Annotated in this window: 19 protein-coding genes; 2 read left to right on the top strand and 17 right to left on the bottom strand. The window is 33.4% G+C overall.

Annotated features, from left to right (window positions below; genetic code table 11):
• Positions 1–7: 7 nt before the first annotated feature.
• The 8 genes from JRC48_RS03880 to JRC48_RS03915 form a co-directional block, all read right to left on the bottom strand.
• The gene (locus JRC48_RS03880; protein ID WP_235070551.1) at positions 8–787 is read right to left on the bottom strand and encodes an ABC transporter permease; all 780 of its coding nucleotides are present in this window, start codon (positions 785–787) and stop codon (positions 8–10) included.
• Complete coding sequence (locus JRC48_RS03885; RefSeq protein WP_235070552.1) at positions 781–1,626, bottom strand: ABC transporter permease; 846 nt, start codon at positions 1,624–1,626, stop codon at positions 781–783. The genes JRC48_RS03880 and JRC48_RS03885 overlap by 7 nt, the downstream gene beginning before the upstream one ends.
• Before the next feature lie 2 nt (positions 1,627–1,628).
• A complete protein-coding gene (gene potA / locus JRC48_RS03890) occupies positions 1,629–2,672 on the bottom strand; it encodes a spermidine/putrescine ABC transporter ATP-binding protein (RefSeq protein ID WP_235070553.1) in 1,044 nt (347 codons plus the stop codon).
• 23 nt (positions 2,673–2,695) lie between these two features.
• On the bottom strand, positions 2,696–3,238 hold the full coding sequence (locus tag JRC48_RS03895; protein WP_235070554.1) for a helix-turn-helix domain-containing protein: 543 nt from the start codon (positions 3,236–3,238) through the stop codon (positions 2,696–2,698).
• A 479-nt stretch (positions 3,239–3,717) separates the two neighbouring features.
• Positions 3,718–5,544: a translational GTPase TypA gene (typA, locus tag JRC48_RS03900; RefSeq protein WP_235070555.1), complete on the bottom strand. Its 1,827-nt coding sequence runs from the start codon at positions 5,542–5,544 to the stop codon at positions 3,718–3,720.
• A 248-nt stretch (positions 5,545–5,792) separates the two neighbouring features.
• On the bottom strand, positions 5,793–6,758 hold the full coding sequence (holA, locus tag JRC48_RS03905; RefSeq protein WP_235070556.1) for a DNA polymerase III subunit delta: 966 nt from the start codon (positions 6,756–6,758) through the stop codon (positions 5,793–5,795).
• A gap of 162 nt (positions 6,759–6,920) precedes the next feature.
• Positions 6,921–9,122, bottom strand: a complete 2,202-nt coding sequence (locus JRC48_RS03910) for a DNA internalization-related competence protein ComEC/Rec2 (RefSeq protein ID WP_235070557.1) — start codon at positions 9,120–9,122, stop codon at positions 6,921–6,923.
• Positions 9,103–9,699 (bottom strand): helix-hairpin-helix domain-containing protein, encoded by a 597-nt coding sequence (locus JRC48_RS03915; RefSeq protein ID WP_235070558.1) that lies wholly within the window; start codon positions 9,697–9,699, stop codon positions 9,103–9,105. Before JRC48_RS03915 ends, JRC48_RS03910 begins: the two co-directional genes overlap by 20 nt.
• Before the next feature lie 285 nt (positions 9,700–9,984).
• Here JRC48_RS03915 and JRC48_RS03920 point away from each other — a divergent pair, with 285 nt between their 5' ends.
• Together JRC48_RS03920 and JRC48_RS03925 are read left to right on the top strand one after the other, a co-directional pair.
• Positions 9,985–10,482, top strand: coding sequence for a hypothetical protein (locus JRC48_RS03920; RefSeq protein WP_235070559.1), 498 nt, complete (start codon positions 9,985–9,987; stop codon positions 10,480–10,482).
• 79 nt (positions 10,483–10,561) lie between these two features.
• Positions 10,562–11,107: a signal peptidase I gene (locus tag JRC48_RS03925; protein ID WP_235070560.1), complete on the top strand. Its 546-nt coding sequence runs from the start codon at positions 10,562–10,564 to the stop codon at positions 11,105–11,107.
• A 259-nt stretch (positions 11,108–11,366) separates the two neighbouring features.
• Here the strand turns inward: JRC48_RS03925 and JRC48_RS03930 are convergent, their stop codons facing one another.
• The 9 genes from JRC48_RS03930 to JRC48_RS03970 all read right to left on the bottom strand — a co-directional run bounded on the left by JRC48_RS03930 (position 11,367) and on the right by JRC48_RS03970 (position 16,185).
• The gene (locus JRC48_RS03930; protein ID WP_235070561.1) at positions 11,367–11,750 is read right to left on the bottom strand and encodes a hypothetical protein; all 384 of its coding nucleotides are present in this window, start codon (positions 11,748–11,750) and stop codon (positions 11,367–11,369) included.
• 530 nt (positions 11,751–12,280) lie between these two features.
• Positions 12,281–12,841, bottom strand: coding sequence for a hypothetical protein (locus JRC48_RS03935; RefSeq protein WP_235070562.1), 561 nt, complete (start codon positions 12,839–12,841; stop codon positions 12,281–12,283).
• Positions 12,842–13,371: 530 nt separating this feature from the next.
• Positions 13,372–13,515: a hypothetical protein gene (locus tag JRC48_RS03940; RefSeq protein WP_235070563.1), complete on the bottom strand. Its 144-nt coding sequence runs from the start codon at positions 13,513–13,515 to the stop codon at positions 13,372–13,374.
• A 153-nt stretch (positions 13,516–13,668) separates the two neighbouring features.
• The gene (locus JRC48_RS03945; protein WP_235070564.1) at positions 13,669–14,268 is read right to left on the bottom strand and encodes an NUMOD4 domain-containing protein; all 600 of its coding nucleotides are present in this window, start codon (positions 14,266–14,268) and stop codon (positions 13,669–13,671) included.
• A 206-nt stretch (positions 14,269–14,474) separates the two neighbouring features.
• Positions 14,475–15,227, bottom strand: coding sequence for a hypothetical protein (locus JRC48_RS03950; RefSeq protein ID WP_235070565.1), 753 nt, complete (start codon positions 15,225–15,227; stop codon positions 14,475–14,477).
• Positions 15,220–15,498 carry a hypothetical protein gene (locus JRC48_RS03955; RefSeq protein WP_235070566.1) on the bottom strand — a complete coding sequence of 93 codons (279 nt, stop codon included), beginning with the start codon at positions 15,496–15,498 and terminating at the stop codon, positions 15,220–15,222. The genes JRC48_RS03950 and JRC48_RS03955 overlap by 8 nt, the downstream gene beginning before the upstream one ends.
• 49 nt (positions 15,499–15,547) lie before the next feature.
• Positions 15,548–15,691 carry a hypothetical protein gene (locus tag JRC48_RS03960; RefSeq protein ID WP_235070567.1) on the bottom strand — a complete coding sequence of 48 codons (144 nt, stop codon included), beginning with the start codon at positions 15,689–15,691 and terminating at the stop codon, positions 15,548–15,550.
• A gap of 28 nt (positions 15,692–15,719) precedes the next feature.
• Entirely contained in the window at positions 15,720–15,881 is a 162-nt protein-coding gene (locus tag JRC48_RS03965; protein WP_235070568.1) for a hypothetical protein, read from the bottom strand.
• Positions 15,871–16,185, bottom strand: a complete 315-nt coding sequence (locus tag JRC48_RS03970) for a hypothetical protein (protein WP_235070569.1) — start codon at positions 16,183–16,185, stop codon at positions 15,871–15,873. Before JRC48_RS03970 ends, JRC48_RS03965 begins: the two co-directional genes overlap by 11 nt.
• Position 16,186: the final 1 nt, after the last annotated feature.

The raw sequence follows: 16,186 nt of genomic DNA on the forward strand, positions 1-16,186 counted from the left end.
TAGATGGTTAGACCTCCCTTTTCTTTCTAATTGATAAATTATTTGCAACTAAAACCGAAACTAAGATTAAACTCACCATAATCGTAGCTAATGCATTAACCGTTGGTCGAATTCCACGTTTCGCCATTGAGTAAACTTCAATCGATAAGTTAGTTACACCGTTTCCTGCCGTAAAGTAACTAATAACAAAATCATCAATTGACATCGTAAATGCCATTAACGCACCCGCCATGATTCCAGGCATAATTTCTGGAATAACGACTTTTCGAATGGCTTGCATCGGTGTTGCCCCTAAGTCCATCGCTGCTTCAGCCATATTTTGATTCATCGCATATAAACGAGGTAAAACAGATAAAACGACATATGGAATACAGAACATAATATGAGCTAATAACATCGTCGTAAATCCAAACTCTAATCTAACTGTCTTAAATAACATCATTAAGGCAACTGCTAACACAATGTCTGGACTAATAACAGGTAAGTAGTTAATATTTAAAACAAAAGCTTTTGTCTTTTTTGTTAATTTATAAATCCCAATTGATGTAAAAGTTCCAATGAAAGTTGAAATAACTGTCGCTATCACAGCGACAATCACGGTATAAAAAACAGCCGTTTGCATTTGACTATCTTTGAATAATTCTTCATACCACTGTAGTGAGAACCCTGTCCATTTTCCACTTGATTTTGATTCATTAAATGAAAATACAATTAATACAGCAATCGGTGCATATAAAAATAAGAACATAATTGCTAAATATAATCGAGAAAGCCATTTATTTACCAAGGTAGTGCACCTCCTGCTTGTTTATCGGTATCAAATTTTTTCATTAACCAAATTGACAGCAAGATAAAGATCATTAAAATCATTGATAATGCTGAACCAAAGTACCAGTTCCCTGTTAATAAGAATTGTTTTTCGATTAAGTTACCAATCATCATGTACTGTCCTCCCCCTAATAATTGTGGGATCACAAATGTACTAACGGCAGGTAAGAATACCATAATAACTCCCGTAATAATTCCAGGTAACGTTAACGGAAAAACAACACGAGTAAACACTTGACGACTATTTGCCCCTAAATCACGAGCAGCATAAATTAAATTTTTATCTACTTTCGTAATAGCCGTGTGAATTGGTAAGACCATGAATGGTAAAAAGTTATAAACCATTCCTAAAATAATCGCAAAATCGCTATACATAATATCAATTGGTGCAAGATGGAAAAACTCTAAAATATTATTTAAAATCCCATTTTTACCTAAGATTGAAATCCATGCATAGGTACGAAGTAGCATATTGATCCACATCGGCATAATGAATAATAAAAGAATTGATGACTGACGTTTGGGTGAACATTGAGCAATGATCCATGCAAGTGGATATCCTAGTAACAAACAAAAAATAGTTGAAATAAACGCAATCCATAATGAGCGAGCTAACGTCGAGATATAAATGGAATTAAAAAATTTCATATAATTATCAAGCGTAAAGCGAAAGGCCATTGGATTTCCATCCCCTGGATCGATGATACTGTATAAGAAAATTAAGATCATTGGAACGATTATCATAATCGAAATCCATACGATGTACGGATAACTTAAACGTTTTGTTGATTCATGCATCACTAAACACCAACTTCCATAACATGAATATCTGCCGGTGAAACCGTCATTCCTACTTCTGTTCCGACTTCAGCACTTTGTGTGCTATGGACAATGTACTCGCGTCCTTCGACCATTACAATAATTTCATAATGAACACCCTTGAAAATAACACTATCTACAATTCCTGTGAAAGCCCCTTGTTCTTTTGATACGATTTGTAAATCTTCTGGACGAATAACAACTTCAACCGCTTCATTTGGATTATATCCGCGATCGACACACTCAAAAACATGTCCTTCAAATTCAACTTTATAATCTTCAATCATCGTTGCATTGACAATATTACTTTCTCCGATGAAGTTTGCTACAAATCGATTACGTGGTTCGTTGTAAATATCAACTGGTGTTCCAATTTGTTGAATTAATCCATCATTTAAAACGACAATCGTATCTGACATCGTTAACGCTTCTTCTTGATCGTGTGTAACAAAAATAAATGTAATTCCCATTTCACGTTGAATCTCTTTTAATTCATATTGCATATCTTGGCGTAATTTTAAGTCTAATGCTCCTAATGGTTCATCAAGTAATAAAACTTTAGGACGATTAACTAAGGCACGAGCGATCGCAATACGTTGTTGTTGTCCTCCAGATAATGAATCGATTCCACGTTTAGCGAAATCTGTTAGTTTAATCATTTTTAACATACGGTTTACACGTTCTGTTACTTCTGATTCTGGTACTTTTTTCATACGTAAACCAAACGCAATATTATCAAATACATTTAAATGAGGAAAAAGTGCATACTTTTGAAATACCGTATTAATCTCACGTTTATACGATGGGATTTGAATTAAATCTTTTCCGTTAAATTCAACTTCACCCGAAGTTGGTGTATCAAAACCACCAATGATACGTAATAAAGTTGTTTTCCCACATCCAGATGGTCCAAGTAAGGTCACAAATTCATTCTCATGAATGGTTAAGTCAATCCCTTTTAAAACGATATCCCCATCGTATTCTTTTGTTAAATTTTTAATCTCAATAATTGGTACTTTAGTCATACTTGACCCTCCTTATATAATCCTTAGAATGTTGGTGGTGTTGCAACCCAAAGAACAGAGGCCGAAACTTTTGAATTATTTTTTAATTTATGATCCACATCAGCTTTATAATAAAAGCTTTCGCCTTTTTTCACTTTATATCGCTTAGCACCTAAAACCAGTTCTACTTCACCCTTTAATACATATCCGAACTCTTCTCCATGATGGGGTTCATCATCATATGACATCCCACCGGGTTCTAAATCAATAATAATGGGTTCCATTTCGTTCTTTTGTGCGTTTGGAATAATCCAGCGAATGGTCATATTATAATCTGGTTCTTCTTTTATAAAAACGTCCTCACGTTGAAACACGATTTTTTCATCTGCTTTTTCATCTGAAAAAAATTCTCCTAGCGTTGTTCCTAAAGCTTCTAATATATCAACAAGCGTTGCAATCGATGGTGAAGCGAGATCGCGTTCAACTTGAGAAATATATCCCTTTGTCAATTCGGTTCGATCTGCTAATTCTTCTTGCGTTAATTGAAGTTCCATCCTTAAACGCCTAATTTTTTCTCCTATGATCATGGTTACACCTCAAATTTTCATTCACTAATAAATAAACCTTTTGTTTACTAATAATAAACCTCTTCTATTATAATATGATTCATGATTTTGTCAATAATTTATCGGCCAAAAAAAGACTTTTTTCAATAGAAGAAGGCAGATTAGATAGCTTTCACAACAACCTTTCTTATTTATGGTGTTTACTGAGTTACTTAGACACCCTTATCTAAAAGAAATGAGAGATAATTATCGGATAAAAGGAGAAAATATTTTAACACTCTTTTTATTATTTGAAGTGTTCGACATTTTATTCGACACTTTCTCTTGATAGATTTTATTTAGTGAAATTAAACAAACGAATTAATTTTTTTAATCTTTGCTTTAAAAGCATTTACACTATTTGCATCGACGTGAATGGATCTTATGAATTGTAAACCATGTTAAACAAATAAAAAAACTCAACCAAAGAAAGTTACTTCTTTGATTGAGTTCATGTCTAATTATTCAGCATTACGTTTACGTTTGTCGTATTTTTTACGCTCATTTGTGTCTAAAATTTTCTTACGTAAACGAACTGATGTTGGTGTGATTTCAACTAATTCATCTTCATTAATGTACTCTAAGGCATACTCTAATGTGATTAAACGTGGTTTCTTTAAGACAACTGTGTTATCTTTACCAGCTGAACGACAGTTGGTTAATTGTTTTGCACGTGTGACGTTAACAGCTAAGTCTAAGTCTTTGTTGTTTTCACCAACAACCATTCCTTCATAAACTGGAGCTCCTGGTTCGATGAACATAACTCCACGGTCTTCTAATCCCATTAATCCGTAGTTTGTTGCCTTACCATTTTCCATTGAAACTAAGGCACCATTTTTACGCTCTCCTACTGATCCTTTTTCCATTGGACGATATTCAGAGAACGTATGGTTAATGATTCCGTAACCTTTTGTTAATGTTAAGAATTCTGTCATAAATCCGATTAAAGCACGAGATGGTACATCGTAAATTAAACGAACTTGTCCATTTTCATTGTGAATCATATTTTGTAATTGCCCTTTACGATATCCCATCGCTTCAATGACACTTCCAACATGTTCTTCAGGTGTTTCAATTTGAACATACTCGTATGGTTCACATAATACACCATCAATTTCACGAATGATAACTTCTGGTTTAGAAACTTCTAACTCGAATCCTTCACGACGCATGTTTTCAAGTAAGATTGATAAGTGAAGCTCTCCACGTCCTGAAACAACCCACTCTTCTTTTGTTCCTACACGTTCAACTAATAATGAAACGTCACGTTGAATTTCTTTGTATAAACGCTCATCGATTTTTGAAGCTGTGACGTGTTTTCCTTCTTGTCCAGCGAATGGAGAAGAGTTTGTTGAGAACGTCATTTTTAATGTTGGCTCATCGATGTGTAAGATAGGTAATGCTTCTTCTTTACCAACTTCACAAACCGTTTCTCCAACGTTAATATCTGGTAATCCTGCAATCGCAACGATATCTCCTGCTTGTGCTGATTCGATTTCGATACGTTTTAATCCTAAGAAACCAAATAATTTTGTGATACGGAATTGTTGCGTTGTTCCATCTAAACGACAAATTGAAACCATTTGGTTAACATTGATCGTTCCGCGTACAATACGTCCAATCCCAATACGTCCAACATATTCGTTATAGTCTAATAATGCTGGTTGGAATTGTAATGTTCCGTTTGGATCCATACCTGGATCTGGAATGTTTTCTAAAATTGATTCAAAGATTGATTCCATGTTTTCTTCTTGGTCAGCTGGATCAGAACTTAAGCTTGCTGTTCCGTTTAACGCTGAACAATAAACAACTGGGAATTCTAATTGATCGTCATCTGCCCCTAATTCGATAAATAATTCTAATACTTCATCGACTACTTCTTCTGGACGTGCTGCTGGACGGTCAATTTTATTAACAACAACGATTGGTGTTAATTTTTGTTCTAATGCTTTTTTTAATACGAAACGAGTTTGCGGCATTGTTCCTTCGTAAGCATCAACAACTAATAATACCCCATCAACCATGTTCATGATACGCTCAACTTCTCCAGCGAAGTCAGCATGTCCTGGTGTATCTAAAATGTTAATACGGTAATCTTTATAATCAATCGCAGTATTTTTAGCTAAAATCGTAATTCCACGTTCACGCTCAATATCATTCGAGTCCATGACACGGTCAGCTACAGCCTCATTTTCACGGAAAGTTCCCGCTTGACGTAATAACTGATCGACTAAAGTCGTTTTACCGTGATCGACGTGGGCAATAATTGCAATATTTTTAATATTCATATCGGCACCTCTGTCTGGCAAATTTAAAATTTCATACTGAAATATTATACAACAAAATAAGAGTTCCTGTATCGAATTTTGACTTAAATTTATGAAAATTTTTCAAAAGCCTTTTCAAATTCAATTTTTACCTGATTTGGCGCTCGATTATTAAGTTAACACCTATTGTTTAGACTATCCATAAAAAATAAGCTCAGCTTAAAAAGGAAGCAAAAATGATGGATTGAAATCGATGAAGCTTCATCATCCTATAAATTTAAAATAAACATTTCTAACGCTAATTCTTTTTGAAGAGTCCCCGACTTAATCTTATAGTCAATATCTGCTAAGGAATCTAAATATCTTGTAATCGTTTCCTGTTCAAATCGATGCGATTGGCCATGAATCAGTTTAACACGATAGGGATGAACATTAAGTGTCTTAGCTATATCTGCTTCTCGATATCCTTGTTTTGCTAATCCAATGATCTGAGACATTAATCGGAACTGATTTGCAATTAAAATTAATAACTTAAAGGGTTCTTCATTTTGGGTCATCAAATCTTGATAAATCAAGTACGCTTCTTTCACTTTTCGCTGAACAAGCGCATCCGTTAGTAAAAAGACGTTATCTTCTAATTGTCTAGCCACTAATAGTTCAACCACTTCGACGGTTAAAACTTTTGACGTTTGATCTAAAAAGTACAGATAGATTTTTTCAATTTCATGATAAAGAACATCAATTTTAGCATGGGTTAGCTTAATTAATAATTCAGTTGCTTTCGGATGACTCTCAATCCCTTCATCCTTAAGCTTTTTTTCTGCCCACTGCTTTAGTGATTGTTCTGAATAAACTTCAAACGTAAACACTTCTGATTGTTTCTTTAACAGTTTAACAACCTTTTTACGGTCATCTAACTTTTCATAAGGAGCATAAATAATTAAAACATTCTCCGTCACTGGATGTTCTAAAAACTTAATTAAACTATTCAAATCATGATCAAGATCACCTTTAGTCTCTTTTGCGGTTAAAAAAGACGGATGACGAACAATGACTGCTTTTTTATTGCTTAAAAAGGCAACGGTTTGTAAATCAAATAATGCCTGTTGAATCGTTGACTCTTTCATATCGTAAGAAATAACATCAAAGGGTTCAATTTGATGCTTGCTTAATAAATCATTAATTTTTTTCTCGCACAAAACTGACTGTTCGCCGAGGATTGTATAAATCGCCATGGCTTCACCTCATTGCTATTTTAACACAAAGCAAATTCGACAAACAAGACTCCCCTAGTTTCTTTTTCATTTGGACGCTTATGGGTTGCTTTGTTTAGTAATCAATGAGATACCGATTTTTATACATTAAATATTTAGAGTATTGTCTAATTTTTTAATATATTAATTATTGAATCGATGAAGCGTTACTTGATTATGGCTTATTTTAAATTGAATCGTTCCATCGGTTAACGTACTAAGAAGTGGGATGTTTAGTTCAGTCATTACTTGTAAAAACTCTTCACTTGGATGACCATAACGATTGTTCTTTCCAACAGATACAACACTCATCGATGGCGCTAATTGTTTCAAAAAAGATAAAGAGTTCGATGTCTTAGAGCCATGATGCGCTGCTTTATAGACATCTAAGTTCGCTCCATCATAGGCTGATAAAATAGCATTCTCCACAGCTGTGCTAATATCTCCAGTAAAAAGAATGGAGAATTCATCAATCTCAAGCCTTATTACCAATGATCGATCATTTTCGTTACTTGCATTGATATCGGGCTGTAAAAACGTGAGCGTCTGATTCGAACATGTCATGATCTCATGAGTGCTTGGTGTTAAAATATGAATGCCTTTTTGTTTAGCGACTGAGAGAATTTCTTTAAGTTTGTCACTTTTTGAATACTTAGAAATGACCAAATTTTTAACCTTAAAGGAATTAATGAGTGGTAGTGCTTCTCCAAGATGATCCTGATCCCCATGTGAAAGAATTAAATAATCAATTGTTCGAACGCCTTCTCCTAGTAAATAAGGTTTTAGCGTTTGATTAAAAATAGAGATTGTTTCATTTTGATACGAAATCTTTCCTCCTGTATCAATGACAATCGTGCAGTCTTGATAAGGTGATTGAATGATGGCACTATCCCCTTGTCCCACATCCAAGAAAGTGACTTGACTACTCATTTGACAAACTCGTGTTATCTCAATCAAAAAAATAATAGCGAGAAGCGGAATCGACCAGATCTTCCAGTGAGCTTGGCGTTCAACTAGCCACCCTGTTAAACATAAAACAAAGATAATTACTGAGACGACAGATAGTGATAACGACCCAACAATCCAAGGAAATTCCAAGTATTGACTCATCAAGGTGACAAGTTGTTCAAAACTAGATAAAAGTGGTTCTGTGACAAATGAAAGAATAGGAAAGATTAATGCTATCAATAAAAGTGGCATTAAAAGCGTCGTGACTAGTGGAACTAAGACTAAATTAGCAACATACCCCATGAGATTGATGTAATAAGACTGATAAAGTTGAATTGGAAAAACAGCTAGCTGAGCGAGAAGCGGGATGATAAAAAAGACTGATTTGCCAGATAAACGTTTCATAAAATTTTGACAAAGTATCAAGCAAAACGTCAGCCAGTAAGTATAAATAAAACCCGATTGATACACTTGAAGTGGAAAGAATAGAAAGTTCATTAAAAACATAATGGAGAAACTATCTAATGAAGATAACTTCCATTTAAATTGGGAATTTAGCTTCGTTAAAACAAACATTCCACCCGCACGAATAATGGATGCACTTCCACCACTCACAATGACAAATACGATGATTAAACAAATCAAAAGAAAATTAGCTAACTCTTCAATGATGCCAAGTCGCTTCAATAAATAGCTAACGATACCAACTAATAGCCCAACATGTAATCCACTAACTGCAAATAAATGAAGAACCCCGAGTATTGAAAAACAATCATTCATTTCCTCTGCTAAATCATGTTTGACACCTAGTACCCAAGATTGAAGATAGGTAGCAGTCAACGTTGGATAGCGTTCTTTGATCCAGTAAGCTAATTGGGACTGATATTCTCTAATCGACCACTCATGTCGAAGAATACTTGTTTGATTTAAATAAACCGTTCCAATTATTCCACTAGAAAGTAAATAGTTTTTAAAATTAAACGCATGCGGGACTGTGGGATTAGTTAATGGCTTGGGTTCGGCTTGAATTTCAATGACATCTCCTGGTGATAACCGTGGCTCAGAAGTTGCTAACGTTAAATAGAAATTTCCCGCTTCTGTCATTATTTTTGCTGTTTGTTTCTTCTCATTTTGAGTTTTTATCTCAACTACTTTTGCTTCTTTTAAGAAAGCCACTTCCTCGCTTTTTTGTTCAATTGAGTCTGCTAAGAAATTCACATAAACAACAGCTCCAATGGAAATAAGGAAATAGATCCAGTATGTCTTAGGAAATCGCTTAAAATAGACAAATCCAACGAATATAGCAAAAAAGACGCCCTCTTTTACTAGTAAACCGACAACAACACACAAAACAATATAAATTAAATGTTGGCGTATCTTAAAGTTCGATATATTCACGTAATTTCTCCAATGTTTTTTCGCCTATTCCACTCACATTCACTAACTCATCAATGGATTGAAATGATCCGGACTCTTCACGATAGTTAACAATAGCCGCTGCTTTAGAAGGACCAATCCCTGGTAAAGTTTGCAACTCAGCTTCTGTGGCGTCATTAAGTGACACTTTAGAATTCGTTTCGTTTGTCTCTGACCAAGTTTGTTCAACATCAGTAGGTATCTCATCATCTAGATGGGGTACATAAATGACCATTTCATCTTTAATTTTTTGAGCTAAATTCATGGCTTCAACATTTGCCGTTTCTAAAAATCCGCCCGCTAAACGAATGACCTCATGAATTCGAAGGGTACTTTCTACTTCATAAACACCCGGTTGAGTGACCTGCCCCTTCACATCCACTAAATAATAAATCGGCTCTTGAATCTCTTCAGGGACGATTTCATCTACTTCTTTTGTTTCTTGTTCTAAATATTCATCTAATAACACAGATTCATCAGGTGTTTTGAACTGGCTCAAGTAATAAACAAACACCATAACCAAGATGGCTATTGCTATCATTTTTAATTGTCTTTTCAAACGTATCACCTCATATTAACTTACGTTAAATTCTGATGATTTCTTTTAAAGATTTATTAAATTATTCACTTTTTAGACGAAATGAAAAAACACTCGCCATGAGCGAGTGTTTTTGATGATGAATGGATCATCTTTTCCTAAATGCATACTTTTTTCTTAACGTCTCTCATTTTTAGGGGATTAAGAATTATGTTTCTATCTTTTTTATGAAAAGAATCACCTTCTCTTTCGCTTTAAATATACTAATAATGGAATTTATATATATATTAACGGAGGCCTAAATTCATGAAAAAAAATACAATATTATCTTTTGCCACAGCAGGAGCTATCATCGCTACATCAGCAGGAACTTACGCTGCATGGGACTCTTTAGTTGATGATACATCAGCTACTATTACATTCCGAAATCCAGTCACTGTGACCGTTGAAGAGAGTTATACATTAGCAGAAACGCCATCTACATTAGATACCCTTCCAGTAGCAGAAGGGACTGTCAACTTCACCATCGAAAATGATGGAGATTTAGCTAATACCTTAACCATTGTTCCAAGCGTAAGCGGTGGAAGCTCTGCAACGGTCGATGATTTTGATTTTGTCATTGTCGATTCATCAGAAGGCAACACCCCAACGCTTGTTGGAGATGCCACAGATGGATTTGTTGATAAAACATTAACTTCAACCAATTATACTGTGAAAGTGACTCCAAAAGATGGAAGTGCTGCTAAAGTAGCGGGTCAAGAAGTTAAAATTAGCTTAACTGCTACCTTATCTAAATCAGAATAACTTTCATGAGATCAACTTAGTCACCATGTATTTGGTGACTATTTCTATTTTTAACGTTTGATCACAATAGGTGATACTAATGAAACTGCTAAAGAAAATGATTCAAACATTTATTTCAGTGCTTATTTTAGTTTTAATACTTTACATCACCATCATGATAATAAAACCCGAAAAAATAACATCTCATCTTAATTATCAATTCTATACGGTATTAACAGACAGTATGGAACCCAAAATTCCAACCTACTCTCTTGTTTTGGTGAAAAAATTCCAAATAGATGAAAATATTCAGTTACAACCTCAGCAAATTATTACGTTTCATGCTGATCGCTTTGGTCAAAAAATTATTATTACCCATCATTTTAATAAAACAGAGATAACTGATGAGGGCATTACCATCTACCGAACAAATGCCGAAGGAAAAGATCAATTAGATATCTATCAGACAACAAGAGAAGACTTAATCGGAACTTATCTATTTCATATCCCCTATATCGGTAAAATCGTTTTATTTTTAAAAAGTAAATTTGGTTTTATCTTATACGGTGAATTTTTAAGTATCTTTTTAATCAACGCACTCATCAAATCCCGCTGGGAAGAAGAAGCACAACGTCATGATGAATAATGTTTCATTTGTTATCTTAACAATTACTTCATTTGTCGTAAAAAAAGGACACTCCCAGTAACTGGTGAGTGTCTTTTTTGTCTTATTTTTGTTATTTGTACTTTTAATTTGCAGATTCAATATATATCTTCAATCATTAATTCATGATTATATACTGACTCTTTTAATCAATCTGTTAAATATATCCCTCAATTGCTTTTAAATGTAATAAAAATAATCAATCCTGCTAATGTGTAGGTTCGATTGACTCTTACTTCATTTATTCACTTCGATTTTGTTGAAAGTATTCATATGCCTCATCATATGATAAACCACTATACGGAGAATCTACTTCATAATTATACTTCTCTTTAAATAATTTGATTTTTTCTTCAATGACTTTTATCATTCTCTCGCAAGTGGATTGATCTTTTCCTAAACTCATAAATTTCTCTAATTTTTCCTCTATTCGCTTAATTGCCATTTCTTTTCCAAATTTTTCTTCATCTGTAAGTTCATGATATACCTTTTTTGACTCTTCAACTTCTGTTTTTAAATCCTCAACTTCTGCCTTTAACTGATCAATTTCTTGTAGTTGTTCGTCAGTATTTTGACATCCTGATATCACCATCATAAAAACCAATAACATAACTAATCTTGTCATTTATCCCTACACTTCCTCTCCCTAAAACGTATATCCAATATTATACAATTATTATAAGCAGCATACAACGAATGAAACATACTAGCATCCGTTTTAAACCTTTGATTTTTCTTGACACACCATTTATATAACTTTTTCTTTCGATATTTGAATTTGATATGTCTTTTAATTTTTAAAAAGTAATCAAAATTATAACACACCAAACATACTAAAGAATATTTAAATAAACGCGATTAAATTTTTAGAATTACTGTTATGACAAGTATTAAGTTATAAAGATAGGGATTTACTTTATACAATAAAATACTCAGATACATGGATGAAAAGAGAGTTTATCGAGTCAAACAAAACAATTAAAATGAGATTTTTAAATTTCCACTTGTTACTAAAGATGGAGCTGGAACAAAGATATGTAATCTATTAATTGTAGGATCAAAAAGTATAATCTCAACCATTACACATACACGAAACACAGAAGGTTATAAAGCTTTATGTAAAAAAAATAAAAAAGAACTCAAAGAGCCCCTAATCTATTTTACTTTTAAAAACTTATTTAAATTTAAATCTTTTACAATCTTATTAGTTGCATCTTTAAGGTCTAGTCTCACTTTCTCATAATCTTTCAGCTTAATTTTATACCAATACTCGGGATTAATCTCTATTCCTGTTAAATCATACTTAATTTGGCATATCAATAATATATAATATGCCATTACTATGTATGGACTAAAACTTTCTTGCTCACTATTTAAATAATTATATTCTTGCATACTGGCTGCAATCTTTATAGCATCCTCTTTACCATAAGTAAATATTTTCACCACTAATTTCATAAAATCTTCTGTGTAATCTTTTGTATCTTTCTCTTTTGTTTTTTTTCCCATGGATTCAAATAGATGTAACAGTTCACTTGGTACATCCACTAATTTATCTAAAGCTATATTTACCTTTTTATGTTCAACCTCTTTTTTAATAGTTTTAGTCGTTAAATACCATGTTACTCCTAGACCGACTACTGTCACAGCAGGACTCAACCATATTTCCCACCATGTTTTCGGCTCAGGCATATAAATAATTTGCTCTACAAACACAAAATCTCCCCTTTAATATAAATTTAATTTTATATTATTAAATAAAAAATTCCAAGTCCTAATTTGACCCTACTCTTTACCTTAATTTTTAAGTCTAATGCCTTCTGAATAAATAGCAACGTCTAAAACATCATCATAAAGTTTAATTTGTCTAGCAGTTTTAAGGTTCAAAAGATACATACAAGTTACTTATTTGAATCTTTTGACGATCTATTCCAAAATAAAAAACATATTCGTCTTAAATAGACTTGCTACGGATTCAATTTTCCTCAATACACTCTAATCATCATTTTTAGCATTTAAGTTACTATTTCTACATTTTTTATATATTCCGGATGTGTTCTAACTCCTATCTTTATTCGTGGATTAAAAGAGTACAGATGGTCTCAACTTCTCAGAAAAGAGTATTATGGTAATCAATATTTTCTAAGCATTCCTTTAATAGGCTAATACATAAAAAAGACTTGAGAAACAAAAATTTCAAGTCTTTTTTTTATGATAACATCAATGGTTATTAATATCTTAAATATTTACTTTTGTGCGACGAAGATAATACGTTCACTTTCTTCTGTCGGCGCTTCATCTAAGAAATCAGCTGAGATCTCTAAGATTTTAAATCCGATATCTTCTAACCATTGACAAAAGTTAGAGATGGTAGTGATACGTGAAACCATTGATATTACCACATTCTCAGCTAGATATCCAATATCCTTTTCGGAAACATATCCAATATCCTACGAAATTTATTATGTACGGATTTCAATTAGATATACAACTGAAAATGCAAAAAAAATAAGACTACTCAAATTGATTGAATAGTCCTAATATTAGTGTATAGTTTCCTCTTGTTTACTGTTGGCTAGGTAATCTTCGTAATACATCCACTGGAAGTTTTTATGAGTTTTTAGTTTTCCATTACAACATTTAGAAATACCTGAATTTGTAAATTCTCCACTACGCTCTGCTTCCGTAGTTGAATCCCAAACCTTAAGTAGCTCACCATCAAGAGTTAATTGAACTACTTTCTTAGCATTGTGATGATTTCCTCCAAGTTTACCGTAGTTATTTCCTCTTCGAGCTTTAGAAATTCTTTCATTTCTAGTTCCATAATTAGAGTTTTCTTTTGGTGTGACAAACACTAAATTTGAGACATGATTATTTGTTTTGTCCTCATCTTTGTGATTGATTTGAGTCTTATTAATAGGATCATCATTCTCAATGAAAGCTAGTCCGACCAATCTGTGAATATATGCTGTTTTTAATTTATAATTATTATACAAATCAACTTTTATATAGCCATTTTCTTTCACATTACCTTTTAAAATTCTGCCTGTATCTCCATTCATCACTCGACCATAGTTACTTACTAAATATCTTTCATATCCCTCAATAGGAACATTTCTCCAAATCTCTTTTTCATTAATCATTCGTTATTCATCTCCTTATAATATAGAAAGTAAAAAAGGACTACTCAACTTAATGAATAGTCCTAGTTAATTGTTAGGTCGGTACATCGGTGGACTCACTGCATTCTCTTTTTTCAGAACGCTTATAGCCCACGTTTCCTTTAAAGGAATCGTCACCACGTCTACTTCTATGTAGTTGTCAAGATGCCCTAAATTCAAAGGTCATGTTACTCAACAATATGATAGCGTAAAGTTGTGGAAAATACCTGTTCGCATAAATCAATTGCTTCATCTACACGAGAAGTTGATTCTTGTACCATTTGCTTGTTATTCTCAATCATTTCAGTTTGAATTGCTTTAGTTTCACTTAATGCACTATCAGCTTTAGCAATAGCAGTATTAATCTTAGCTTCTGAATTTTTAATCACATCTAATTGATTGTTCATTCTCTCAGGTGACACTACATCTCCATCTTTCCAATATGCTAATTCTTCAGCAGTTTCTACTTGAACGTAATCAGAATCACTACGCACAATTCCAGTGTTGATAGTATCTCCAACTTTAGAAGTTTGAACAGTGTCAATTAGTCGTGGAAGCACATTAATGCTAAATGGTGGCAATGAAGCCTTATTGTTTTCAGAATCGAACATATTAATTTGGAGCTTGTATGTTCCTACTTCTTGCACTTCATCACACCACTCTTTAGCCAATGTGATTGTAAATTGATTATCAACTAACTCAACAGTATCTAACGTGAAGTATGAGTTTGCTTGTGGCACAACTACATCAACATTAACAAAGCACACATCAGAATCAGATAATGCCATAGTCTTAACCATTGGTTTCCCAAATTGATAGACTTGTTGTGCCACTGTTAATTTTAAAGTGATATTTCCATCTCCACGATACACATTAATCTGATTGCTTAATGTTGCAGATGTATTATCAGCATCGATTGTAAGTGTTGCATTTTTAATCATTTGGATCAATCTCCTTTCCAATAGATAGTAATTGTTTAAATGAACTTGCAACTAGATTGAAGTCTGTTACAAGTAAGTCTTTATAATAAGTCAGTCCACCGATGCAGAATCCCCATGTCCATGAATCAATCATGTAGTTACCTAGTAGACTTCCGATACTCAGTAGTAGGATAACAATATATTGATGTTTAATTGGTGGTTGCCAATTTCTGAGTAGCAATCCCAAAATTATCAACATTACAGTTAATATCAAGAGATTCAAATACTCCACTGAATCTACCTCCTTTCCACCTCCTTGCATATATTAAAAGGACAAGATATTACTCTTGCCCTTGTGCTTGATTTAATTGAACAGTAGCCAATTCTAACTTAGCCATTAACATAGATTTATCGGCAGTTAATTGAGCCACTTGTTGTGTTAAGTGGTGTACCATTAATTGTAACTCGTCTTGTGTTAATTCCATCGTATCACTTCCTATTCTTGTTTTTATATTATGCTGTTTTATTCGCTTCCGAGTCACCTTCGTACTGCTGTAGTTTTGTGAGTAACTCTTCGCATTGTGCGACAAGTAAAGCCTTGTCTACCGAAAGTTGCCCCACTTGTCGTGATAAATTGTCAATAGTTTTATATAACACTTCTTCACTATAATTCATACTGAATCGTCTCCTCTCTAGGTGTTGGTTGAATTTCCTGCGTTGTACAATGCGATGGTAATGCGGTGTCTAGATCAGGTGTTTCTTGTAGATCGGCACTAACTCGCCCTCCATACATTAAATAATCGTCGTATGAGACTAATTTCTCCTCTTGTAAGACCGTGATATCATTTTCGTATACAATATCTTCGGAACTAAATTTCGCTAGTTCTAGGGAGAAGTCCTGATGGTCAAGTGTACTAATACCTAGGTTTTCTTGTTTTTTCTTAAGTAACTCTCGTATATATTCTACTGCTTTTGACATT

Origin of the sequence: Turicibacter sp. TJ11 (assembly GCF_021497505.1) — a bacterium.
GTDB lineage: Bacteria > Bacillota_I > Bacilli_A > MOL361 > Turicibacteraceae > Turicibacter.

Coding starts and splice junctions, on each gene's coding strand:
- JRC48_RS03895 (WP_235070554.1), bottom strand. CDS start 3,238: ATGATCATAGGAGAAAAAATTAGGCGTTTAAGGATGGAACTTCAATTA.
- JRC48_RS03945 (WP_235070564.1), bottom strand. CDS start 14,268: ATGATTAATGAAAAAGAGATTTGGAGAAATGTTCCTATTGAGGGATAT.
- JRC48_RS03970 (WP_235070569.1), bottom strand. CDS start 16,185: ATGTCAAAAGCAGTAGAATATATACGAGAGTTACTTAAGAAAAAACAA.
- JRC48_RS03930 (WP_235070561.1), bottom strand. CDS start 11,750: ATGACAAGATTAGTTATGTTATTGGTTTTTATGATGGTGATATCAGGA.
- JRC48_RS03920 (WP_235070559.1), top strand. CDS start 9,985: ATGAAAAAAAATACAATATTATCTTTTGCCACAGCAGGAGCTATCATC.
- typA (WP_235070555.1), bottom strand. CDS start 5,544: ATGAATATTAAAAATATTGCAATTATTGCCCACGTCGATCACGGTAAA.
- JRC48_RS03885 (WP_235070552.1), bottom strand. CDS start 1,626: ATGCATGAATCAACAAAACGTTTAAGTTATCCGTACATCGTATGGATT.
- JRC48_RS03950 (WP_235070565.1), bottom strand. CDS start 15,227: ATGATTAAAAATGCAACACTTACAATCGATGCTGATAATACATCTGCA.
- JRC48_RS03925 (WP_235070560.1), top strand. CDS start 10,562: ATGAAACTGCTAAAGAAAATGATTCAAACATTTATTTCAGTGCTTATT.
- JRC48_RS03965 (WP_235070568.1), bottom strand. CDS start 15,881: ATGAATTATAGTGAAGAAGTGTTATATAAAACTATTGACAATTTATCA.
- JRC48_RS03960 (WP_235070567.1), bottom strand. CDS start 15,691: ATGGAATTAACACAAGACGAGTTACAATTAATGGTACACCACTTAACA.
- JRC48_RS03940 (WP_235070563.1), bottom strand. CDS start 13,515: ATGGTTTCACGTATCACTACCATCTCTAACTTTTGTCAATGGTTAGAA.
- holA (WP_235070556.1), bottom strand. CDS start 6,758: ATGGCGATTTATACAATCCTCGGCGAACAGTCAGTTTTGTGCGAGAAA.
- potA (WP_235070553.1), bottom strand. CDS start 2,672: ATGACTAAAGTACCAATTATTGAGATTAAAAATTTAACAAAAGAATAC.